This window comes from Nonomuraea sp. NPDC050310 (genome assembly GCF_040655795.1).
In the GTDB taxonomy this organism is placed as follows: Bacteria; Actinomycetota; Actinomycetes; order Streptosporangiales; family Streptosporangiaceae; genus Nonomuraea.
Genome location: NZ_JBFAKP010000016.1, coordinates 41,283 through 63,255 on the forward strand (window position 1 = coordinate 41,283; position 21,973 = coordinate 63,255).

Genomic DNA, 21,973 nt, shown 5'->3' on the forward strand with positions numbered 1-21,973 from the left:
AGCGGTCCGCGATAACGGTGAGATGGGCGAGCAGGAGCTGAGGCGGCTCCTGGCCGGCCTGACGGCGGTGCGCGACGGCGACTTCGGCACCCGCCTGCCCGGTGACGCCGACGGCCTGATGGGCGAGATCGCGACGGTCTTCAACGGCATGGTGGACCAGCTCTCGCTGTTCACCTCCGAGGTGACCCGCGTGGCCCGGGAGGTCGGCACCGAGGGCCGGCTGGGCGGCCAGGCGGAGGTGCCCGGCGTCTCCGGCACCTGGAAGGACCTCACCGAATCGGTCAACGCGATGGCCGGCAACCTGACCGACCAGGTGCGCTCCATCGCCGAGGTCACCACCGCGGTCGCCAAGGGCGACCTGTCGCAGAAGATCACCGTGGACGCGCGCGGCGAGATCCTGGAGCTCAAGAACACCGTCAACACCATGGTCGACCAGCTCTCCAGCTTCGCCGACGAGGTCACCCGGGTGGCCCGCGAGGTGGGCACCGAGGGACAGCTCGGCGGCCAGGCCGACGTGAAGGGCGTGGCCGGCACCTGGCGCGACCTCACCGACTCGGTCAACTACATGGCCGGCAACCTGACCGACCAGGTCCGCAACATCTCCCAGGTGGCCACCGCGGTGGCCCGGGGCGACCTGTCGCAGAAGATCACCGTCTCGGCGCGCGGCGAGATCCTGGAGCTGAAGGAGACCATCAACACGATGGTCGACCAGCTCTCCGCCTTCGCCGACGAGGTCACCCGGGTCGCCCGCGAGGTCGGCACCGACGGCCGGCTCGGCGGCCAGGCCGACGTCAAGGGCGTGTCCGGCACGTGGAAGGCGCTCACCGAGTCGGTCAACGTCATGGCCGACAACCTCACCGCCCAGGTGCGCTCCATCGCCCAGGTCACCACCGCGGTCGCCAAGGGCGACCTGACGCAGAAGATCCGGGTCGACGCGCGCGGCGAGATCCTGGAGCTGAAGGAGACCATCAACACGATGGTCGACCAGCTCTCCGCCTTCGCCGACGAGGTCACCCGGGTGGCCCGCGAGGTCGGCACCGAGGGCAACCTCGGCGGCCAGGCCACCGTGCGCGGCGTCTCGGGCACCTGGAAGGACCTGACCGACAACGTCAACGTCATGGCCTCCAACCTGACCGGCCAGGTGCGTTCCATCGCCCAGGTGGCCACCGCGGTCGCCAAGGGCGACCTGTCACAGAAGATCAACGTCGAGGCCAAGGGCGAGGTCGCCGCGCTCGCCCAGACCATGAACACCATGGTCGACCAGCTCTCCAGCTTCGCCTCCGAGGTCACCCGGGTCGCCCGCGAGGTCGGCACCGAAGGCCAGCTCGGCGGCCAGGCGCGCGTTCCCAACGTGGCCGGCACCTGGAAGGACCTCACCGACAACGTCAACTCGATGGCCGACAACCTGACCAACCAGGTGCGCTCCATCGCCCAGGTCACCACCGCGGTCGCCAAGGGCGACCTGACCCGCAAGATCGACGTCGACGCCCGGGGCGAGATCCTGGAGCTCAAGACCACCATCAACACCATGGTCGACCAGCTCTCCAGCTTCGCCGCTGAGGTCACCCGAGTGGCCCGCGAGGTCGGCTCGGAGGGCAGGCTGGGCGGCCAGGCCGAGGTCGAGGGCGTCTCCGGCACCTGGAAGCGGCTGACCGAGAACGTCAACGAGCTGGCCGGCAACCTGACCCGCCAGGTGCGGGCCATCGCCGAGGTGACCAGCGCGGTGACCTCGGGCGACCTGACGCGTTCCATCACGGTGGACGCCTCCGGCGAGGTCGCCGAGCTCAAGGACAACATCAACTCGATGGTGGAGTCCCTGCGCGAGACCACCCGCGCCAACCAGGAACAGGACTGGCTCAAGTCCAACCTGGCCCGCATCTCCGGCCTCATGCAGGGTCACCGCGACCTCGACGTGGTCGCCGAGCTCGTCGTCAACGAGCTGGCCCCGCTGGTCTCGGCGCAGTTCGGCGCCTTCTTCCTCGCCGAGGAGAACCAGCTCAAGCTGATCGGCGCCTACGGCTACCCCGCAGACACCCAGCGCACCCGCTTCCAGATGGGCGAGTCGCTGGTCGGCCAGGCCGCGCACGCCCGCCGCACCATCGCCATGGAGCAGGTGCCGCCGGGCTACGTCACCGTCTCCTCCGGGCTCGGCAAGACCGAGCCGTCCTCTCTGATCGTGTTGCCGATCGGCGTGGAGGAGCAGGTGCTCGGCGTGATCGAGCTGGCCTCGGTGACCCCGTTCACGCCGGTCCACCGTGCCTTCCTCGACCAGGTCATGGAGACCATCGGGGTCAATCTCAACACCATCGTCGCCAACGCCCGCACCGACGAGCTGCTGCAGGAGTCCCAGCGCCTGGCCGCCGAGCTCCAGGCCCGCTCGGAGGAACTCCAGAACCAGCAGGAGGAGCTCCAGCGCTCCAACGCCGAGCTGGAGGAGAAGGCGGCGCTGCTGGCCTCCCAGAACCGCGACATCGAGGCCAAGAACCTCGAGATCGAGCAGGCCCGCCAGGAACTGGAGGACCGCGCCCAGCAGCTCGCGCTGGCCTCCCGCTACAAGAGCGAGTTCCTCGCCAACATGAGCCACGAGCTGCGCACGCCGCTCAACTCGCTGCTCATCCTGGCGCAGCTCCTGGCCCAGAACCACACCCGCAACCTGACGCCCAAGCAGGTCGAGTACGCCAGCATCATCCACTCGGCCGGCTCCGACCTGCTCCAGCTCATCAACGACATCCTCGACCTGTCCAAGGTCGAGGCGGGCAAGATGAACCTCGCGCCGGAGCGGGTGCCGCTGCGCCGCCTGCTCGACTACGTCGAGGCCACCTTCCGCCCGATGACCACCCAGAAGAGCCTCGACTTCCGCATCACCACCGCGCCGGGCGTGCCCGCCGAGCTGCTCACCGACGACTCGCGGCTGCGGCAGGTGCTGCGCAACCTGCTGTCCAACGCGGTCAAGTTCACCGAGGCCGGCAGCGTCGAACTGCGCATCGAGCCGGTCGCCGGGGCGGAGGTGCCGCCGTCGGTGCGCCAGCACGGGCCGGCCATCGCACTGCGCGTGATCGACTCCGGGATCGGCATCGCCGAACAGCACCTGGAGGCCATCTTCGAGGCCTTCCAGCAGGCCGACGGCACCACCAACCGCAAGTACGGCGGGACCGGGCTGGGGTTGTCGATCAGCCGGGAGATCGCCTACCTGCTGGGCGGGGCGATCGCGGCCGAGAGCGTGTTCGGGCAGGGCAGCACGTTCACGTTGTTCCTGCCGATCGCGCGGCCCGACTTCGCCGAGCAGGCCATCGACTCGGCGGGCGGCTCCGCCGTACCGGCCGAGGAGGAGACCGAGACGCCGGCGCCGGCGACGGCGTCGGCGGGCGACCCGCAGGTGACGCAGCGGCGGCTGCTGGTGATCGAGGAGCGCGCCCACGGGCTGCTGTCCCTGGTCGCCGAGAGCGCGCTGGCCGATCTGGCGCCGGGCGTGGAGCTGGTCACCGCGGCCGGGCCGCAGGAGGCGGCGGCGATCCTGGCCGCGCAGCCGTGCCACTGCATCGTGCTCGACCTGGCGATGTCCGAGCGGGCCGGGTTCGACCTGCTGGACGCCATGGACGGCGACGCGGCCCTGCACCGGGTGCCGGTGCTGGCCTACAGCAACTGGCGGATGGCGCCGCAGGAGGAGCACGAGCTGCAGGGCCGGGGCGAGGACGCCCGGCCGCTGGAGCTGCTGGCCAGCCTCGACGAGCTGCGCGAGCGCATCGCCCTGCACCTGACCGCCGAGCAGCCGGGCGACGTGGTGCCGCTGGTGCGCAACCAGCGGGTCGCCGAGCCCACCGCGCGCAAGGTGGACGGCACGCTGGCCGGGCGCACGGTGCTGGTCGTCGACGACGACACCCGCAACCTGTTCGCGCTGACCAGCATCCTGGAGATCCACGGCATGCAGGTGCTGCACGCGGAGAACGGCCGCAAGGGCATCGACACGCTGGTCGCGCACCCGGAGATCGACCTGGTGCTGATGGACGTGATGATGCCGGAGATGGACGGCTACGCCGCCACCTCGGCCATCCGCGCGATGCCGCAGTACGCCGAGCTGCCGATCATCGCGGTCACCGCCAAGGCGATGCCGGGCGACCAGGAGAAGAGCCTGGCCTCCGGAGCGAGCGCGTACGTCACCAAGCCCGTCGACTCCGACCACCTGCTCGGCCTCATCGAGCGGTACATGGCGGGGTGATCCGACCCCTCCCCCGCCAGCCCGCGATCGACCGCAAGGAGCAGTAGTGCCCGTCGCCCCGACCCCGCGCGAAGCCGGCTCCACCGACCCCAGAGCGGGAACGGTGGGCCGGCTCGCCGCGACCATCGAACGGCTGCGCCGGGAGATCCAGGAGGCCCAGCTCGCCGCCGAGGGCCGGGCGCTGATCGAGCTGGCGCGCGGCATCCTGGTGGAACGGCTGCGCTGCGGCCCCACCCAGGCCGCGCAGCAGCTCGCCTCGCTGGCCGCGCAGGCCGGCACGAGCCAGCTCGAACTGGCCGCGGAGATCATCAACCAGACCTCCCAGGACCGGCTGAGCGACACCATCCACGAGTTCCTGACCCAGGCGGGCGTCCGGGACACGAGCGATCCCTCGGTGGGGGTACGGCTGCGCGCCGCCGAGAGCGGCATGCTGCACGCCGGCGACAGCCAGATGGTCGCCGAGTCACTGCTGGAGCACGCGCTCACGCCGCTCGGCGCCTCGCTGGTGGCGTTGTGGGTGGCCGGGCCCGACGCCTCGCTCACCCTGGCCGGCGTCGCCGGGATCAGCACCGAGGAGGCGCGCCGCTGGCGGTACGTGCCGCCCGGCGTCTCCACGCCCGCCCGCCGCGCGCTGGTGGAGCGGCAGTCGGTCTGGTTCCGGTCGCTGAACGAGCTGAGCCTGCCCTCGATCGGCTACCGCGACTGCTCCGGCGGCCGGGTGGTCGTCCCCGCCGGCACCGGCGGGCGCATCTTCGGCGTCCTGGAGATCGGCTGGACCGGCCCGCTGGAGCCGCAGCCGCCTGCCGTACGCAAGCAGGTCGAGGCGCTGGCCGAGCTCTGCGCCCGCACCCTGGAGGATCCCGACCCGCCCGGCCCCCCGGCGCCCGGCATGACCGAGCTGGTGGACCTGGCCGACGCGCTGCCGGACCCGGCGCTGGTCCTGCGCCCTGAGCTGGCCGAGGACGGCACGCTGGCCGACTTCCGCATCCACCACGTCAACCGGCGCTTCATCGACCCGGCCGGCCGCCCGCGCGGCAGCGTCACCGGCTCGCTGCTGCTGGAGGCCTACCCGCTGGCGTCCGGCGACAGCGGATTGTTCGAGAAGATCGACCACGTGCACGCCACCGGCGAGCCGTTCAGCGCGGACGCGATGCCCCTGACCGAGCTGGTCGACCAGGTGCCGCTGACCACCGTCGCCGACATCAGCCTCACCCGGCACGGCGAGTGCGTGCTGCTCATCTGGCGGGTCCAGGACGAGGCGGTACGGCTGGCCAGCCTGCTCCAGCACGCCCAGCGGCTGGGCCGGCTCGGCGGCTTCGAGGAGATCCCGGCCATCGGCCGGATCACCTGGAGCGAGCCCGTCTACGCCCTGTACGGCCTGTCTCCCTCCGAACAGCCGGTCCCGCTGGAGCGGCTGCGCGAGCACGCCCACCCCGACGACGGCGAGGCCATCGACCGGTTCCTGCGCACGATCCTGCACCGGCGGATGCCCGCCGCGACCGCGTTCCGCCTGGAGCGCGAGGACGGCATCGTCCGGCACATCCGCGTGGTGGCCGAGCCGGCCTTCGACGCCGAGGGCCGGATGATCGCCATCCGCGGCGCCTACCAGGACATCTCCAGCCAGCACTGGACCGAGGTCGCCCTGGCCGCCACCCGTGACCAGCTCGCGGTCACCGAGGAGGAGTCGCAGGAGCGCAACCGGCTGGCCCTGCAGCTCCAGCACGCGATCATGCCGCCGGCGCGCGGGCCGGTGGAGGCCTTCGGGCTCAACATCGCCGTGCGCTACCGGCCGGCCGAGGCCGAGCACCTGGTCGGCGGCGACTGGTACGACACCGTCGTGCTGCCGTCCAAGCAGGTGCTCCTGTCGGTCGGCGACGTGGCCGGGCACGGCATCGAGGCGGCCACCGGGATGGTGACCCTGCGCAACGCCCTGCGCGGCCTGGCGGCCACCGGGGCCGGGCCCGGGCAGTTGCTCGGGTGGCTCAACATGGTCACGCACCACCTGACCGAGAGCGTCACCGCCACCGCCGTCTGCGCGCTGTTCGACCCCGAGAGCCGGATCCTGCGCTGGGCCCGCGCCGGGCACCTCCCGCCGGTCCTCGTCCGTGAGGCGCAGTCGCTGGAGCTGCCGGCGATCGACGGGCTGCTGCTGGGCGCCATCGGGGACGCGGAGTACGCCGAGGGGCAGGTCCAGCTCGAGGAGGGGGACACGCTGCTCATCTACACCGACGGGCTCATCGAGCGGCGCGACCGGACCCTGCAGCATTCGCAGCGGCAGTTGCTGGAGATGGCGCGGCGGGCGACCGGGGGGCTGGACCAGCGGCTGGACTACCTGCTCACGCACTGCATCTCCGACACCGACGACGACACCTGCCTCATCGGCGTGCAACTCGTATGACCGGCCCGGGCGGGGGTCCCCGTGGTTCGTGGCGGAACACCACGCACGACTGGGCCGCCGAGGTCGACCGCGACCACCTCGCCCTCATCCGCTCCGGTCCCTGCTCGGGCGGGGCCTGGCACCTGGTCCTGGAGGTGGTGGCCTACGCGGCCGACGAGGCCGAGTGCCGCGGCGGCGGCCGGTGCACGGTCGCCTTCCACGCCGACGGGTCGGTCTCGGTGGCCGACGACGGGCGGGGCACCGACACCCGGTTCGACGCCGGCCGTCCGGTGCGCAAGCCGGTCATGGCCACCAAGGACCTGCGCTTCTTCGACCACCCCGGCGCGCAGCTCCTGCCCGACGGGCATCCCCGCCGTGGCATGTCGGTGGTCGCGGCGTTCAGCCCGTGGCTCGTGCACACCAACCGGCGCGAGGACGGCGCCTGGGAACAGCGCTACGAGCACGGTGTGCCGGTCACCGGCCTCACCCCGCTCCCCTGCCCGCGCGGCACCGGCACCACCGTGCGCTTCCTGCCCGGGATGCCGCTGGTCGTCCCCGCCGATCCCGAATCGGCGTTCGCCGCCTGGCCCTGGCTGACCGTCGAGTTCCACCGCTGACCGGGCGGCGTCCCTTGCCCCTCGCCCAGGGGATGTCGAAGATGAGGTGAGACATCCGCGACGGAAGGGGCCCTGCGGTGACCGGCGCGGAGGACGAGCGAGGACGCCCGTCGGCATGGGAGGCGGCCTGGCGGGTCCTGGCCCCGGCGACCGACCTGGTCACCCCGATGGCCGTGCGGGTGGCGGCCACGCTGGGGATCGCCGACCTGCTGAGCGCCGGCCCACTACCCGCCGCCGAACTGGCCCGCCAGTCCGGCGCGGACCCAGAGGTGCTGACCTGGCTGCTGCGCCACCTGACCGGCCGAGGCGTGTTCGCCGAGCCCGAGCCGGGGGTGTTCGCCCTGAACGAGCCGGCCGAGCTGCTGGTCAGCGACCATCCCGCCGCCATGCGGGCCTGGCTCGACCTGGAGGGGTTCGGCGGCCGGATGGACCTGGCCTTCACCGGCCTGCTGCACACCACCCGCACCGGCGAACCGGCCTGGGAGACGGTGTTCGGCGCACCGATCTGGACCTATCTGGCGCAGAACCCCGGCATGGGTGCGTCGTTCGACGCGGCGATGGCCACCGGCGCCGAGTACGTCGCCGACGCGGCCGGCGCGTTCGACTGGACGGCGGTCCGGCACGTGGTGGACGTGGGCGGCGGGACCGGCGGCTTCCTGGCTCATCTCCTGCGGACGCACCCGCACCTGCGGGGCACCCTCGTCGACCTGCCCGAGACAGCCGCCCGCGGACGTGAACACCTGGCCGGCCTCGGCGACCGCTGTACGGTCTCCGGCCAGAGCTTCTTCGACCCGCTCCCGGCCGGAGCCGACGTCTACGTCCTGCGGCGGGTGATCCACGACTGGCCGGACGCCGACGCCGCCCGCATCCTGCGCCGCTGCGCCGAGGCAGCGGGTACGGCAAGCGCGGCGGATGCGGCGGGGCGGGTGCTGTTGATCGAGTCGCCGAGCACCTCCGACGGCGACCCGGCCGCCTTCGCCGAGATGTGCCTGCGCATGCTCGTCATCGGCGGCGGCCGGGAGCGGACCATCGAGGAGTTCGCCACCCTGGCCGCCTCAGCGGGCCTGGAGCTCGCCACCACCCGGCGCACGCCGCTCGGTCAGATCGTCCTCACCTTGATCCCTGAACCGACTCGGCCGAGCGCAGTGCGCGGTACATGAGCTGCGGGTCCCCCAGGTGGTGACGCAGCAGCTTCTCCAGGCCGCCGATCGGCACCAGGTTCTGGGGGGCGCGCGGGTCCTTGTACGGCACGCCGGCCAGCGGCGGCAGCGCCAGGGTGACGGCGTCGGCCAGCCGTACGACCTCCTCCGAGCTCATGTCGGCCCCCGCCTCGCAGCGCGCGATCCCCGACCACGGCGCGGACGAGGTGGTCGGCAGGCGGATGTACCAGGCGTGCCGGCGCCAGGTGGTGCCCATGAGGAACACCGGCGTGCGCTGCCCGGGGGCGAGCGCGCCGACGACGGCGGACTGGGGTGCGGGCAGGTAGGAGATGTGGTGGGTCTTGATGTAGCCCACCGTCCCGGCCAGGTGGCCGCGTCCCCGCAGCGGGCCGTCGACGAGCAGCAGGTCGGTGCTCTGGCGGCGGTGCCGTACGGAGAGTTCGAGCTCCAGCTGGGTGACCTGGCGTTGCAGGGCCAGGGTGAGCGCCTCCAGGCTGGAGTCGGTGGCCTGGGCCGGGTGGAAGGTGGCGTAGCGGGTCTTGACCTCGGGCGTGCCGGGTGAGGCGCTGATCAGCGCTCGCCGGACCTCGATCTCGGCCAGCTCGGCCCCGCCGGGGCCGCAGCGGACGATGCCCGCGGCGAACGAGGCGGCGATGCCCGGCACCGGCACCGGGGTGTCGTGCACCCAGACCCGGGCGTCGATCCGGCGCACCCCGTCGGCGACCAGCAGGGCGGCGGGGGCGCTGCCGCTCGGCGTGACCGGGGCCCAGTCGCCGGCCTCCGCCTCGACGCCCAGCTCCAGCTCCGCGCTGGTGGACCCGCGCTCGGCCAGCGCCTCGGAGGTGAGCGCGGCGGCGTAGCCGGGGTCCCACGGGTCGATGGAGAACTCGGTCACGCGTCCACTCTCCGCAGGTGTGAGCCGGTGGCGTCGCGGCTGACGGCGAAACGCACCGGCACGCGGTCGGCCAGGGCCTGGACGTGGGTCACCACGCCGACCATCCGTTCCTGCCCGGCGGCCAGCCGTTCGAGGGTGGCCGCGACGGTGTCGAGGGTGGCCGGGTCGAGCGTGCCGAACCCCTCGTCCAGGAAGATCGAGTCGAGCCCGCGGGCGACCGTACCGGACAGCGCCAGGGCGAGCGCGAGCGCCGCCTGGAAGGTCTCCCCGCCGCTGAGGGTGCGGGCGCTGCGCCGCAACCCCGCCTCGGCGTGGTCGATCACCTCGATCTCGCTGCGGTCGCCCAGCTCCAGCTCGTACTGCCCGTCCGACAGCTCGCGCAGTGTCTCGGAGGCGGTGGCCACCAGCACGGCCAGCGCCTCGGCGCACAACCAGCGCTCGAAGGCGTTGGCCCGCAGCCGCAGCGCCAGCTCGTGCGCCACCTCGGCCTCGCGGTCCTTCTCTGCGATCACCCGTTCGAGCTCGGCGATCCTGGCGAGGTCCTCCCTGACCCGCTCCAGCGTGCTCTCCGCCCTGGCCAGCGCGGTGGCCACGGCGGCGGCGAACTCGTCCGGACGGTCACCCGCGGCGACCCCGTGCTCGGCCAGCCGCGCGCTGATCCGCCCGGCCTGTTCGGCCCGCTGAGCGGCCAGTTCGGCCAGCCGCTGCTCGGTCTCGTCGGCCCTGGCCCGGGCGGCGGTGCCGATCCGGTTGCGCCAGGCGATCAGTTCGCCCCAGGCCGCGTGCAGGTCGGTGCGGTCGACCGGGGGCGCGGCCTCCTCGTCCAGGCCCAGCACCATCAGCCGGTCGCGCGCCTCGCCGAGCGCCGCCCACGCCTGCTCGGCCCGCCGGGACACCTCGGCCGCCGTCCGCCGGGCTTCGTCCAGGGCGGTACGGCAGGCGCGGGCGGCCTTCCTCGCCTCCACCGCGCGCCGGTCCGCCTCGGTCGCGGCGGCCAGCCTGGCGCTCAGCTCGGCGCGGTCGGCGCCTTCCGGGAGGGTGGCGCGGTGCTGGGCCAGCTCCGCGTCGAGCCGGGCGACCTGGGCGGTCAGCTCGGCCTCCAGGCGGGCGGTCTGGGCGGCCAGGTCGTGCTCCCTGCGGGTGAGCTGGTCGGTGAGCTCCTGTTCGCGGCGGGCTCGTTGGTGGGTGATCTCCTGTTCGCGGCGGGTCAGGCGGGCCGTGGTGTCGCGTTCCAGGGCGGTTCGGCGGGCGGTGGTCTCGTTCTCCAGGGCGGCGAGGCGGTCGGCCAGGTCGGTGCGCTGGCGGTCGAGCAGGGCGGCCAGCTCGCGCTCGGCCCGGGCCGCCTGCTCGGCCAGCTCGTCCGCCAGCCGGGTGGCCCGGTCGGCGAGCATGGCGGCGGTCGTCTCGGCCTTGCCCAGCACCTTCCTGGCCCGCTCGTCCTCCGCCTTGGCCGCGTCGGCCCTTCGCTCGGCCCGCCGCAACACCTCGTCAGGCCCACCCGCCGCACGGTGATCCGCTAGATCAGGGGACCCGCTCGTGTCGGCCAGCCCTCGGAGGTCGGTCTCCTCCTCGACGGCGGCCTGGTCAACGGGCCCGCCCGGGGAGGCCTGGCCAAGGTGGTCGGTGGGCTCGTTCGGGCCGGGGCGGTCGCGGAGGTTGGCGGGGCCGTCCGGGTGGCGGTGAGGGGCTGAGGTCGGGGGTGCCTGGTGGGTGGGAGGGAGGTGGGTGACTTCGCGGAGGCAGACCGGGCAGGGGGCGCCGAGGGTCAGCCGGGCGGCCAGGCCGGCGGCGGCGTGGGCGTCACGGAGCCGGTCGTGGTCCGCCACGGCGGCGGCCAGCGCGGCTTCCGCTCGGGCGGCGGCAGCGGTCAGGGACTCCAGCTCCACGGAGGCCGCGGCGGCTCGCCGCCGAGCCTCGGCCAGCGAGCGCGCGCCCTCCTCGCGGGCCGCGACCAGGGCCTTCTCCCCGTCCGCCCGCGCCTGGTCGAGCGACCGTTCCCCACTGGCCCGCGCCTCGGCCAGCGACCGCCGCCCAGCCTCCAGCGCCTCCGCCACCACCCGCCGCGCCTGCTCCCGCTCGGCGGCCAGCGCCGCCCGGGCCTGCTCGACGGCCTCGGTCCGGGCCTGCGCGACGGAACGCCGGGCCTCCTCGACCGCCTGCGCCGCAGCAGCCCGAGCCGAGGCCAGCGACCGCTCGGAGTCGGCCCGCGCCGAAGCTGCGGCCGCCGCCAGCCGTTCGACCGTGTCGAAGGCCGCCAGCGCCGCGCGCAGCCCCGCCACCTCCCCCAGCCCCGCCAGCGCCGCCTCCGCCTCCTGCTCGGCGACGGCCAGCACAGCGGCCCGTTCCTCCAGCTCGGCCACCTGGACGGCGGCCTGCTTGGCCGAGGCGGCCAGCGTCGGCACCTCCGGCGGCATGGTCAGCGCCCGCAGCCCGGCCAGCCGCCCGGCGAGCTCGGCCGACTCCCGCCGGATCCGCTCCAGCTCGGCGTCCCGCGCCCGCAACAGGTCGAGCTCGGTCCCGAGCTCACGTTGCGCCGTCCGCAACGCGAGCACCCCGGCCTCGGCCTCCGCCTCGGCCTGCGGGGTGGCGGTGAACTCGGCCCGCTGCTCGCGCGCGTGCAGGGCGGCCTGCTTGGCGACCTCCTCCTCGCGGGTGGCCTTCAGCCGGATCTCGTTGTAGACCTCGGCGTCGAGCAGCTGGACCAGCAGGTCCTGCCGCTCGTTCGGCTTGGCGTGCAGGAACTCGGCGAAACGGCCCTGCGGCAGCACCACGCACTGGGTGAAGAACTTGTACTCCAGCCCGGTCAGCCGCTGCACCTCGGCGGTGACGTTCTCCCCCTCGGCCAGCGAGCGGGTGACCTCCTCCCACCCGCCGGACAGCTCCTCCAGCCGCGCCTCGCGGGTGCGCACGATGCCCTTGGCGTCACGCGCCATCGCGCGGACCACGCCGTACCGTTTTCCGCCGCTCTCGAAGAGCAGCCCCACCTTGCCGGCCGCCGCCGAGGGCGCCAGCGCGTAGGCGACCGAGTTCTCCCGGCCCCAGCGCGGCACGGTGCCGTAGAGCGCGAAGCAGATGGCGTCGATCACCGTGCTCTTGCCCGCGCCGGTGGGGCCGACCAGGGCGAAGTACTCGACGTCGGTGAAGTCGACGGTCAGCGGCTCGCGGAAGCTGCCGAAGTTCTCCAGCGTCAGTTGCAGCGGCCTCATGCGCTCGTCACCTCGTCGTGCAGGCGGTCGAACAGGGTGGCGACCTGCTCGTCGTAGCGTTTGCTGGCCGTCAGGTAGTCGCGGAACAGCTCGCCGGGCGCGCGCGTGCCCGCACCCGCCTGCCGTACGGCACGCACTGGCCGGAAGCGCTCGTCGATGCTCACGTCGATCGCGTACGGCAGCAGCGCCCGCACCTGGTCGGCCAGGCCGACCCGGGGCTGCTCGGCCACCACGACCCGCAGCCAGTCGTCGCCCGTCTCCAGCGCTTCCAGCTCGGCGAGGCTGCCGCTGACGGTGCGCAGCCGCCGTGCCTGGCTGACGAGGAGCTCGGTGACGACGGCCGGCCGGCCCGGTTCGACGTCGACCAGGAGCGCGCCGGGCAGGTTGGCCTCCTCACCGAAGTCGACGGCCAGCGGCGAGCCGGGGTACCAGATCGGGCAGGGGCCGGGGATCTGCTGGCGGCGGTGCAGGTGGCCAAGGGCGGCGTACTGGGTCGAAGCCGGGAAGGCGGTGGGCTCGAAATAGTAGGAGAAGACCGACTGCGCCTCCCGCTCGCCGCCGCCGAACCGGCCGCCGGGCAACGTGCCGTGGGTGGTGACGAGATTGACCGTTTCGCCGGAGAACCCCGAGGTCAGGGCGGCGATCAGCTCGCCCATGCGGGCGGCGTAGTCGCGGTTGTGCTCGATGGCGGTGCCGGCCAGCACCTCGGCCGCCCGGACGACGTAGCGGTGCGAGAGGAAAGGCAGGGCGGCCAGCCGTACCGGCTCGCCGGAACGGGCGGTGAACTCCACCGCGGTCCGCCGGAAGGTGCCGACGACGTGCACGCCGAGCTTGCCGAGCAGCGGGCGGTAGACCTCGAACAACTGCGGGTTGTCGTGGTTGCCGGCCAGCACCACGACGTCGCGCCCGTCCTCGTGCAGCGCCAGCAGCGCGGGCAGCACCAGCGACTGCGCCTCGGGGGTGGGCGCGGAGGTGTCGAACAGGTCGCCGGCCACGATCACGGCGTCCACGTCGTGCTCGCGGGCGGCGCCGACCAGCTCGCGCAGCACGGCGCGGTGCTCGTCGGCGCGGGAGTGCCCCTTGAGCACCTTGCCCACGTGCCAGTCGGCGGTGTGCAGGATCTTCACGACAGACCTCTCAGAACGGGCGGGATGTCCTCTTCCTCCGGATTCCTTCCGAGTTCCCTAAAGGCAGGGTTCCCAGAACGGCGGGATCCTGGGGCGGCGGGATCTCAGAACGGTGGGATGTCCTCTTCCTCGGGCAGGCCCTGGAAGGGGTTGCCGGTGATCCGGGCCGGGGCCGCCGCTTCCGAGGGCCGGGTGGCCCAGGCCGGGAAGGGGAAGGCCACCGACAGCGGCACCGGGATCTCCGGCTGGGCGACGAACATGGTGCCCGGTTTCGCGATGGTGGCCCGGTCTCTGACTGTAGGCGGCAGCCAGCCGTACTCCGACCGGGCGGCCTCGGCCGGGTCGAGCCGCCCCGCCACCCGCACGGCGCTGTTGGCCACGATGCGCCGCTCCACCTCGGAGGCGGTCTGCTGGGCGCCGATGAGGATCACCCCCAGCGACCGCCCCCGCTCGGCCACGTCCAGCAGGATCTCCTTGATCGGCGAGTCGCCCTCGCGCGGGGCGTACTTGTTGAGCTCGTCGAGCACCACGAACAGCAGCGGCTTCGCCGTACCCGCCGACTCCTTGCGGTGGAACTCGCCGCGCAGCACCACGCCGACGACGAACCGCTGCGCCCGCTCGGGCAGGTTGTGCAGATCGACGATGGAGACCTGGGCGTCGGAGGTGCGGATCGAGTGGCCGCGGTAGAACGGCAGGTCGCCCCGGACGATCGGGGTCAGCGCACGCACCGCGCTGCGCAACCGCCGCAGGAACGCGTTGACCGTGCCCAGCGGCGTGGTCGAGCCCGTCCACTCGCGCCGTTCCTCCTCGTCCTGCAACTGGTCGGACAGCAGCTCGACCAGGTCGGAGAAGGTACGGCAGGCCGTACCCCTGATGCGGACCGCTCCCCCGTCGCCCACCGGTTCCGCCCAGCTCTGCAGCCGGGCGGCCACCTGCCCGACCAGCAACGAGTACCCCGCCCGCTCGTCGTCGGCGTCGGCGAAGACGAAGCGGAGCAGCTCCTCCTGGCAGAACTCGACCAGCGTCCAGTAGAACGCGCTGACCCCGTGCGTGCGCGCCGACACGTGCGGCACGCCGTTGGGATCGTTGGGCCGGGGCGGGGCGAAGACGTGCACGCTGCCGAACGGCTGGGCGGGCAGCCCGAGCCTGGCGTAGGCGGCGGTGTCGGTCAGCTTGATGTTGGGGTGGTCGAGGAAGAGCAGGTCCTCGCCCTTGACCGAGAAGATCAGCGCCTTGGTGTTGGCCGCCTCGCCGCCCAGCACGCCCGAGTTGAAGATCGAGTACAGCAGGAAGGTGGCGAACGAGGTCTTCGTCGCCACGCCCGACACGCCCGAGATCGACACGTGCGCGCCGCGGGTGCCGTCCATGAAGTCGAAGTTGAGGTAGAGCGGGCCGCCGTCGCGGCCGGTGCCGATCGGGATGCGCCGGTCCATCACGTCGAAGTAGAGCGCCTGGTCGCGGTCGAGCGCCTCGGCCAGGTAAACCTTCTCCCCCGGCAGCGGCGGCACGAAGACCTCCGGCTCGACGCGCGTCACCCGGACCTCCGCGACCTCGACCACCGCCGCCGGGAGCGACCCGTCGGCGATCAGGAACACGTCGCTGTCGAACGCCGCGCCCTCGTGCCTGGCCTCGACCACGGTCACCACGCCGGCCACCAGGACCGGCCCGTGCCCGGGCACGTCGCGCCTGGTCACGACCACGTCATCGAGCTGCACGACCTTGCCCGGCTCCAGCCCGATCCAGAAGGACAGGGGCGAGGCCGCCTGGGTGCCGAGCACCCGGCCGACCGCCACGCCTGTCGTCACACCTGTCGCCACTGCTGTCACAGCAGGCAGCGTAACCGGTGCCTCCGACGATTCCCGGCGACCGGACGCAACCGCGATGGCCGATCCGCCGCGCATTTGAGTAGGGGGTACCCATGTGCTTCCCGCGCCGGTCGAGGAGCATCGGCCTGTAGCCATGGGAGGGACGGAACATGCCCAGAAACTCCACGATCGAGGTGAAGGTCCACCGGCGCGTGCTGTGGGTCGGCGGCGAGGCTTACCCCGTGCAGAACATCGCCCGTGCCTACACGATGGCCCTGCGCCCCAGGCGCGGCCTGGCGCTGGCGCAGTTCCTGCGCGCCGTCGTGCTGTGGACCCTGCTCGCCGCCGCCGCGATGGTCGGGTCCGACTACGTGGACCTCGGCGTGGACCGCCGGCTCATCGTCGCCGCCCTGTGCGTCGTCGTGCTGATCAGCGCCGTCCAGTACCTCGTGCGAGTCCTGCGGCGCACCTACTACGCGCTGGTCATCGAGACCGCCGGCACGCCCCGCACCGCCTTGGTCAGCTCCGACCACGGGGAGGTCGCGCGCATCGTGCACGAGGTCATGAAGGCCATCGGCGACCCCAACGCCTACTTCAGCCAGACGATCACCACGAACAACCACTACGGCGACAAGATCACTCAGCTTGGGTCCCAGAACATCGGCAAGGTGGCGAGATGACGAACTACCACTATGGCGACAACATCACGCAGCACGGCTCGTACAACATCGGCAAGATCCAGAACAACGCGCCTGTCGACCCGCAGGCGGCTTTCCGGGAGATGATCCAGGCGGTCCAGGTGCTGCGCACCCAGGTCTCCCCGGCCGACCGTGAAGCCATCGACGCCGCCGTCGCCACCGTCACCAGCGCCGAACCCGGCGAGGGCGCCTTCCGGCGGGCCTTGCGGGAGATCGCGGGGGTGGCGTCCGTGGTGGGGCAGGTGGGGGCGCCGGTGATCGACGCTGTGCAGAAGGTGACGACGGCTTTGGGCCTGTGAAACGGCTCGCTCAGGTGGGGGTCTGGGACCGTTGGCACCAGCGCCACCAGCACAGCTTCCACGACTTCCTCACGCTTCGTCGTTCCAGGGCTGCTCAGGCAAGTGAAGGTTTGGCTCGGTCAGGCCGAATCGGCGCAGGATCTCCTCTGCAGCCTCCGGCCGACCGTAATTACGCACCAGAAGTGCTATCTGATGTGCGAAGAGATCGCGCTCTCCATCCAGATCGAGAGAGTGCAGGAACGCCGCCAAATCTTCCACCGGCGACGCCCCATTCATCGGAGACTTCGGCGCGAAGAAATCCGCGGCCTCCTCCGTCGGCGTCTTGTTGTTGGCCGCTGAGGAGAGCGTGGCGAGCAGGCCGATGTCGTTCACCGTCTTCTCCACCTGGTCGTCATTCTTGACGAGCCACCACACGACTGCGCTGCCGGTGTCCTTGAGCACGTCTCCGCCGAGGTACTCGCGCTTGCTCTGCTCGTATTTACGGTCGTGTTCCCAGACCACCTGGTCCTTGCGCACCTCGGCCAGTTTGTCGAGCCGTTCCTGATCCTGAGCGCTAAGGGCGACCTGCACGCCTTCGGCCATGGCCAGGACGTGCTCGGTGGGATCCTTCTGCATGGTGCCCAAGATCCCACCCAGTTCATGCGCGACCAGTGGGGCGCGGCCCGGCTCACGGCGTTCGGTGACTTCTCTCGCGCGGGTGAGTATCGCATCCACCGCGAGTGCCGCGAGGTTCACCTGCCTTTCGTCCCGCAGCGGATGGACAGGCGTCCAGAGGACGACGGCAGAGAACAGGAAGTCATAATCGGCTTCCCGGCTGGGCAACGGGACCTGGTCGATGCGCTGTTCCCGTGGCGCGATCGGGAGCGGCGGCGGAAGAGGTTCGTAGACGGGCTCGGGATGTTCCCGCGCCTTCGGAGGCCAATGCCTCCAGCCGATCCTGCCGAGTGCGATAAGCATGATCACTGCCACGAACGCGAGGGCCGACAGCCAGATCACCCGAGGGGCGAAGGCGATCAGACCGGCCAGCACGAGCGCGCCAGTGACGCAGAGGTAGACCATGACCGTGTTACGGCCCGAACTCATGATGCCCTCCACACTGTGGATCAGGGGATACGGAGACCTTGGCTGGTGGAGATTTTGCGCAGGACGACATCGAGAAAGGCGGCAGCCGACTCCGCGTATCGAGACACTGCGCGGGCCTCTGAGTACAGGCGACTCAGAATCGTCCTGCGCTGATCGCCGGCAGACACGAGTACGTTGATGAGAAAGTGGCGGCAACCATGATCGTGGCAGGCCACGAGAAGCCATCGCCGTAACTGTCCTTGCCACTCGGGTTCGTCGCGTTCGGAAAAGACCCGTCGCCACCCGTCGATCAGCATGTCGCGGACTTCCGCTTCCGCGACCAATGGTCGGCTGTGTTCGTCGGAGGTGGTGAATGCCTCCGGGTCGGCGAGCTCCAGAAAGAGCTCGAGGTCTCGTGCGTACTCCCTCCTGCTGCCTTCCATCGGCCGGGTGAGCCGGGTGAGCAGCAACCTGCGGAACCAGGGGTCCCCGGAGACCAGTTCCAGCAGTGCGGTGCGGGCGTTCGTGGTGCGGCTCTCCCGCCTGGCCCGGTGGTGGAGCCGTACAATCGCCTGATCTGGGTGGTTGAGGGCGATGACCTTGACGCACATCATGATGACGACCTCGGACAAAGCGTCCGAGAGATGATCATCCGTCGCCCAGGTGTAGATTTGTTTGCGGAAGAAGCCGCCGTGCTGCTCGTTCTTGAGCGCCTGCTGCAAAGCACGGTCCGCTGCCACCTGGCGGCGGTAGGCACTGGCCCCGCTGGTCCATTCGGCCACGGCGTCGACCAACACCTGCCGGTATCTGAGGTGTAGGCACTGGTCAGCGAACTGCTCAACGAGGAAGTCCCGATCCTGGTCGAGCAGATCGGTACAGTCGATCATCTTCCCAACCCACTGCCGGATGCCGCTCCGCAGTTCGGGCATGTGGTGCCAGAAATGGGCGCGGACCGCCGCGTCGTACCCCAGTTCCTTGAACCGTAGGTGCCCCCGATCGTCTAGCTCCGCATCAATGCCGTTCAGGCTTTCCAGGAGATCGGAACGCTCCAAGAGATGACTCTCGTCGGCATACGACAGGGTCGAGAGCAGTCTCATGGCGGCGTCATAGACAAGATCGACGTGCGCGCCGTGCAACATGGCGGTGGCGAGAAGCAGAGCGCGTTGGGGACCCGAACGCAGCTCGGCCACCATCTCAGCCACTGCGGCATAATGCCCGGCCTGTGCGGACTCCGCTGCCTTGTACCAGGCCTCGTGGTCCCCCTGCGGATCCTTGAGAGATGCCAAGCGGACGAGGTCAGCGAACCGGGCAACGTCCCGGAGTGGCGGATCCTGGCGCAGGAATTTCGGAAGAGGGCTGCTCACAGCATCGCGCACTTCCGCCAGCCGCAAGTGCCGGCGAAGCACTTCGTGCGCGTTCGGCCGTCGTATCCCGGCATGGAGCCGGGTGAACTCCGGCCAGACCTCGCGCCCGTCCTTGCCTGGCAGTACGACTACGAGAAGGGCCGAACGCTCGGCGATCATTTTGCGTACCGAGGACAGCTCATCCTGAAAGGCGCGCCAGCACCGGTCATCCACCTGCGTCAGGTCCAGCCATACACGGTCATCGTCACCGACGGCCGTCGGCTCAAGCCGATATCTTCCGGTCTCTTGGTCCCTCTGCCACACGAGTTCGTGAAAGCGCTCCTCCCCGGTCGACAGTCCTCGTAACAAAGCTTTCGCCGTGGCGACCCTGCCGCTGCCCGGCTCACCGCTCAGGAGCACTGTCCGGTAGGTTTCGAGGACGTCGTCCGCCTTCCCGTAGCCCGGAGGGTGGACAAAGCGCCGCCACAGCCAGTCCAATTCCTCGATGAAGGCGTACCGCGGATCATGGCTCTGCGTTGCCGCCTGGAAATAGTTGAGATCCCCGCTCCCCGCATGGATCGGTCCGGTCACCGCTTGTCGTCCTTCTCCTCTTCGTCGCGCGTATCGCCGAATTTCTGCCGGATTCCGCCACGGTTGTCACGCGCGACGTATATGGCTCCCGCTCCCGAGATGTGTGGGGAGTGTTGATTGATATCCCCGGAGCCGAAATGCGTCGGGCCGTGATTGCCCTTGGATACCATGCCGGCGTCACCGATGAAATTCCCGGCCTGGACGAGGTTCCCGCGCGCCTCGTCGATCGTGTTGCGTACGCCGCCCACCTCCGGCTCCTGCTGGTGCTGCGGCGTACGGTCGGCCGCCTTGAGGCGGGGCAGTTTGGCGGCGAGTACGTCACCGATCCGCTTGAGTCCCGATGGCAGGTCATGGGCGTCCAGCCGGATCGACTGGACGTCCGCGAGCCGCTGCAGCGGTACCGGAAGGTCGGCGGGGTCGAGCCGCTCGGTCATGCGACCGTCGAGGATCGGTATCACCTCGATGCCGCAGGTCAACGCCTCCTGAATCTCCGTGCGCACCCAGTCGTCCTCGGTATGGAGTCGTGGGTGCTTCGACCAGCTCGGTCCGATGACGGCCAGCACGAGACCACTGCGGCGTACCGCTGTGATCAGTGCCTCTGGGTACGTCGCTCCGGGCGGGATGGCGTTGGAGGCTCGGAAGACGTGCTCCTTCCCGAAGCGATGCCCAAGATTCTCCTCCAGTAGAGCAGCGGTCTTGTCGCCGTCGCCTGTGCGGTAATTGATGAACACCTCGTATGTCACTGAAGTCCCCCACATGGGTCTACTTGGAGTTGACGACTTGCAGAGCCGTGCTGAGTTTCGGGGCCACTCGCTGCACCGCCGCGTTCTTCGGGTGGCGGGAAAGCGCGCGCACGAGAGCACGGATATCCGTACCGATGGTGGCTGAGCTGACCGTGGCAGCGGCGGGAAGGATCCGGTCGACCAGATCGCAGGCACGCTCAAGCTCGCCCGCCATGGCATGGGCGAGCGCGCAGCGCATCCCGTAACGGACATGTGTTCGCAACGCATGCGGCGCCACCAGCGTCAGCTGCCCGCTGATCGCCTCGGCCGCCTCGCGTGGACGCCCGAGGTCGTACAGGCACCACCCGGTGATCATCCCGACCGGATCGGGGAGGTTCGTGGTGCCGATGACGGGCGGCCCGCCCGACTGCGACACCGGCATGGACAGCAGGGCGCGAGCTCGGTCCAGGCTGCGCATGCAGGAGTCGTAATCACCCGCGAGCGCGTGGCCCTGTGCCTCGCGTTGCGCCGCCAGGCCACGGATTCGCGGAGGCAACTTGGAACTCTGCGCCTGCCTGGCTAGATCAAGCGTCTGTGCGGCGTCGTCGCGGTAAAGCGCGACAAGCGCATGTCGGACGTGGCCGTACGCGGCCAGATCATGGTCTCCACCCGCCGCCGCGAGTTCCACCGCGTGCCGGGTCCACCACAGCGCACCCTGATCATTGCCGATCTCCTGCATCATCCAACCGGCATATTCGGCGTAGCGAGAAGCCAGCCGCAGAAGCCCGTCACGAGTGCGAGCTCCCGTACGGGCGCAGAGTTCCCGTAGCGAGTGCGTTTGCGCGATGAGTGCGGGCAACAACGCTCCAGGGCCGGTTGCCTGGCCGAGTTGGCGATAATTGTCGAACAACGCACGGGATGCAGCCAGTAGCGTGGCCTCGCCTGAAAGGGGGGTCATTTGCGGATGACCGATGTTCATGCCGACGCTTGCGGCGACACCCATCGACATCAATTGCCGTCGGCTTAGGGGCTGGAACCAGCTTTGGCCATCCCCGGACAACGCCATCAACCACACATCCTCTTCGTGGCTCGCATGAAGGGCTGTTGCATCCTTCGGCCGTACGGGAATCAGCGCCATCAGCTCGCCATCTGCACCGAGCGCGCTGTCGCAGAGGCGGGCCAAATCGCGACTGGGCATCTTCAAAGCCCGTTCGACCTTGCTGAGCTGCGCCTTGCTGTAATGGACCCGATTGGAGAGAGCAGTGAGGGTGAGGCCGGCGGCCAGACGTCGCCTACGCAGCTCCTGACCGAAGCAAGTTGCCTTTTGGACCACCTGACCGCCCTCTCGGCCCGCCGAGCAGTTGAAGTCACTGCCTGCAAGGGTGCGCCAGTTGAGCCGCATGGACAAGGGAGGCCGGTCGTTTCCCGTTTCCCCTTGTTTCGCGGTCCTTGCGGCTCGTCGAGCACCCGGACCGAGCCGGCCCGACGGTGGCCCGCCTGCTTACGAGCTCAGTCCAGCGCGCTTCTTCTGGACGAACGGGTCGGTTTGCGAGGAGGCAGGAGGAGCGCTGGTGTCCGTTGCATAGCGTGCGTGCAGGACAACACCGCAGTCCGTGCCATGGTTCTCGCGCCAACCCACACCAACGGAAGAGCGAAGATCGCCCGGTGGTGAACGGCGTGCACATATCGAGCGCGGCCGCAGGCACGCATCCCCGCCACCGCGGACGACACCTCCTCCATCCTTCCGGGCACCCGCCCCACCCCTGGGGGACCGGGGGCCGGGAGGCTCCGGCAAGGGGGTGTGGGGGAGCTGGGCTCCCCCACAGTCACAGCCCGGAGCCCGAAGGGCGAAGGC

Annotated in this window: 14 protein-coding genes; 6 read left to right on the forward strand and 8 right to left on the reverse strand. The window is 70.8% G+C overall.

The genetic code is table 11. From position 1 onward, the window contains the following. Positions 1-22 precede the first annotated feature (22 nt). The 4 genes from AB0I67_RS29950 to AB0I67_RS29965 all read left to right on the forward strand — a co-directional run bounded on the left by AB0I67_RS29950 (position 23) and on the right by AB0I67_RS29965 (position 8,370). A complete protein-coding gene (locus AB0I67_RS29950; RefSeq protein WP_357930033.1) occupies positions 23-4,216 on the forward strand; it encodes a HAMP domain-containing protein in 4,194 nt (1,397 codons plus the stop codon). A gap of 46 nt (positions 4,217-4,262) precedes the next feature. Then, complete coding sequence (locus AB0I67_RS29955) at positions 4,263-6,614, forward strand: SpoIIE family protein phosphatase (RefSeq protein ID WP_357930035.1); 2,352 nt, start codon at positions 4,263-4,265, stop codon at positions 6,612-6,614. Beyond that, positions 6,611-7,210 (forward strand): hypothetical protein, encoded by a 600-nt coding sequence (locus tag AB0I67_RS29960; protein WP_357930037.1) that lies wholly within the window; start codon positions 6,611-6,613, stop codon positions 7,208-7,210. Before AB0I67_RS29955 ends, AB0I67_RS29960 begins: the two co-directional genes overlap by 4 nt. 77 nt (positions 7,211-7,287) lie before the next feature. Further along, complete coding sequence (locus tag AB0I67_RS29965) at positions 7,288-8,370, forward strand: methyltransferase (RefSeq protein ID WP_357930040.1); 1,083 nt, start codon at positions 7,288-7,290, stop codon at positions 8,368-8,370. On the opposite strand, the gene AB0I67_RS29970 is transcribed toward AB0I67_RS29965, so the two are convergent. From AB0I67_RS29970 to AB0I67_RS29985, 4 genes are all read right to left on the reverse strand, one after another. Continuing rightward, positions 8,321-9,265, reverse strand: coding sequence for a hypothetical protein (locus AB0I67_RS29970; protein ID WP_357930042.1), 945 nt, complete (start codon positions 9,263-9,265; stop codon positions 8,321-8,323). The genes AB0I67_RS29965 and AB0I67_RS29970 overlap by 50 nt on opposite strands. Continuing rightward, positions 9,262-12,471 (reverse strand): SMC family ATPase, encoded by a 3,210-nt coding sequence (locus tag AB0I67_RS29975; protein ID WP_357930045.1) that lies wholly within the window; start codon positions 12,469-12,471, stop codon positions 9,262-9,264. The genes AB0I67_RS29970 and AB0I67_RS29975 overlap by 4 nt, the downstream gene beginning before the upstream one ends. Further along, positions 12,468-13,598: an exonuclease SbcCD subunit D gene (locus tag AB0I67_RS29980; RefSeq protein ID WP_357930048.1), complete on the reverse strand. Its 1,131-nt coding sequence runs from the start codon at positions 13,596-13,598 to the stop codon at positions 12,468-12,470. The genes AB0I67_RS29975 and AB0I67_RS29980 overlap by 4 nt, the downstream gene beginning before the upstream one ends. A 104-nt stretch (positions 13,599-13,702) precedes the next feature. Then, positions 13,703-15,424: an ATP-binding protein gene (locus tag AB0I67_RS29985; RefSeq protein WP_357930051.1), complete on the reverse strand. Its 1,722-nt coding sequence runs from the start codon at positions 15,422-15,424 to the stop codon at positions 13,703-13,705. Between the two features lie 149 nt (positions 15,425-15,573). Between AB0I67_RS29985 and AB0I67_RS29990 the strand changes: the two genes are divergently transcribed. Together AB0I67_RS29990 and AB0I67_RS29995 are read left to right on the forward strand one after the other, a co-directional pair. After that, positions 15,574-16,083 carry a DUF6232 family protein gene (locus AB0I67_RS29990; RefSeq protein WP_357930054.1) on the forward strand — a complete coding sequence of 170 codons (510 nt, stop codon included), beginning with the start codon at positions 15,574-15,576 and terminating at the stop codon, positions 16,081-16,083. Next, positions 16,080-16,400 carry a hypothetical protein gene (locus AB0I67_RS29995; protein ID WP_357930057.1) on the forward strand — a complete coding sequence of 107 codons (321 nt, stop codon included), beginning with the start codon at positions 16,080-16,082 and terminating at the stop codon, positions 16,398-16,400. Before AB0I67_RS29990 ends, AB0I67_RS29995 begins: the two co-directional genes overlap by 4 nt. A 69-nt stretch (positions 16,401-16,469) precedes the next feature. Here AB0I67_RS29995 and AB0I67_RS30000 read toward each other — a convergent pair whose 3' ends face one another. The 4 genes from AB0I67_RS30000 to AB0I67_RS30015 are packed head-to-tail and all read right to left on the reverse strand — an operon-like array spanning position 16,470 to position 21,520. Next, positions 16,470-17,483 carry a hypothetical protein gene (locus tag AB0I67_RS30000; protein ID WP_357930059.1) on the reverse strand — a complete coding sequence of 338 codons (1,014 nt, stop codon included), beginning with the start codon at positions 17,481-17,483 and terminating at the stop codon, positions 16,470-16,472. A 20-nt stretch (positions 17,484-17,503) separates the two neighbouring features. After that, positions 17,504-19,396 carry a hypothetical protein gene (locus AB0I67_RS30005; protein WP_357930062.1) on the reverse strand — a complete coding sequence of 631 codons (1,893 nt, stop codon included), beginning with the start codon at positions 19,394-19,396 and terminating at the stop codon, positions 17,504-17,506. Then, positions 19,393-20,139 carry a toll/interleukin-1 receptor domain-containing protein gene (locus AB0I67_RS30010; protein WP_357930065.1) on the reverse strand — a complete coding sequence of 249 codons (747 nt, stop codon included), beginning with the start codon at positions 20,137-20,139 and terminating at the stop codon, positions 19,393-19,395. Before AB0I67_RS30010 ends, AB0I67_RS30005 begins: the two co-directional genes overlap by 4 nt. A gap of 19 nt (positions 20,140-20,158) precedes the next feature. Further along, positions 20,159-21,520, reverse strand: coding sequence for a helix-turn-helix transcriptional regulator (locus AB0I67_RS30015; RefSeq protein ID WP_357930068.1), 1,362 nt, complete (start codon positions 21,518-21,520; stop codon positions 20,159-20,161). Positions 21,521-21,973: the final 453 nt, after the last annotated feature.

Coding starts and splice junctions, on each gene's coding strand:
- AB0I67_RS29950 (WP_357930033.1), top strand. CDS start 23: ATGGGCGAGCAGGAGCTGAGGCGGCTCCTGGCCGGCCTGACGGCGGTG.
- AB0I67_RS29960 (WP_357930037.1), top strand. CDS start 6,611: ATGACCGGCCCGGGCGGGGGTCCCCGTGGTTCGTGGCGGAACACCACG.
- AB0I67_RS29975 (WP_357930045.1), bottom strand. CDS start 12,471: ATGAGGCCGCTGCAACTGACGCTGGAGAACTTCGGCAGCTTCCGCGAG.
- AB0I67_RS29990 (WP_357930054.1), top strand. CDS start 15,574: ATGCCCAGAAACTCCACGATCGAGGTGAAGGTCCACCGGCGCGTGCTG.
- AB0I67_RS29995 (WP_357930057.1), top strand. CDS start 16,080: ATGACGAACTACCACTATGGCGACAACATCACGCAGCACGGCTCGTAC.
- AB0I67_RS30000 (WP_357930059.1), bottom strand. CDS start 17,483: ATGAGTTCGGGCCGTAACACGGTCATGGTCTACCTCTGCGTCACTGGC.
- AB0I67_RS30015 (WP_357930068.1), bottom strand. CDS start 21,520: ATGCGGCTCAACTGGCGCACCCTTGCAGGCAGTGACTTCAACTGCTCG.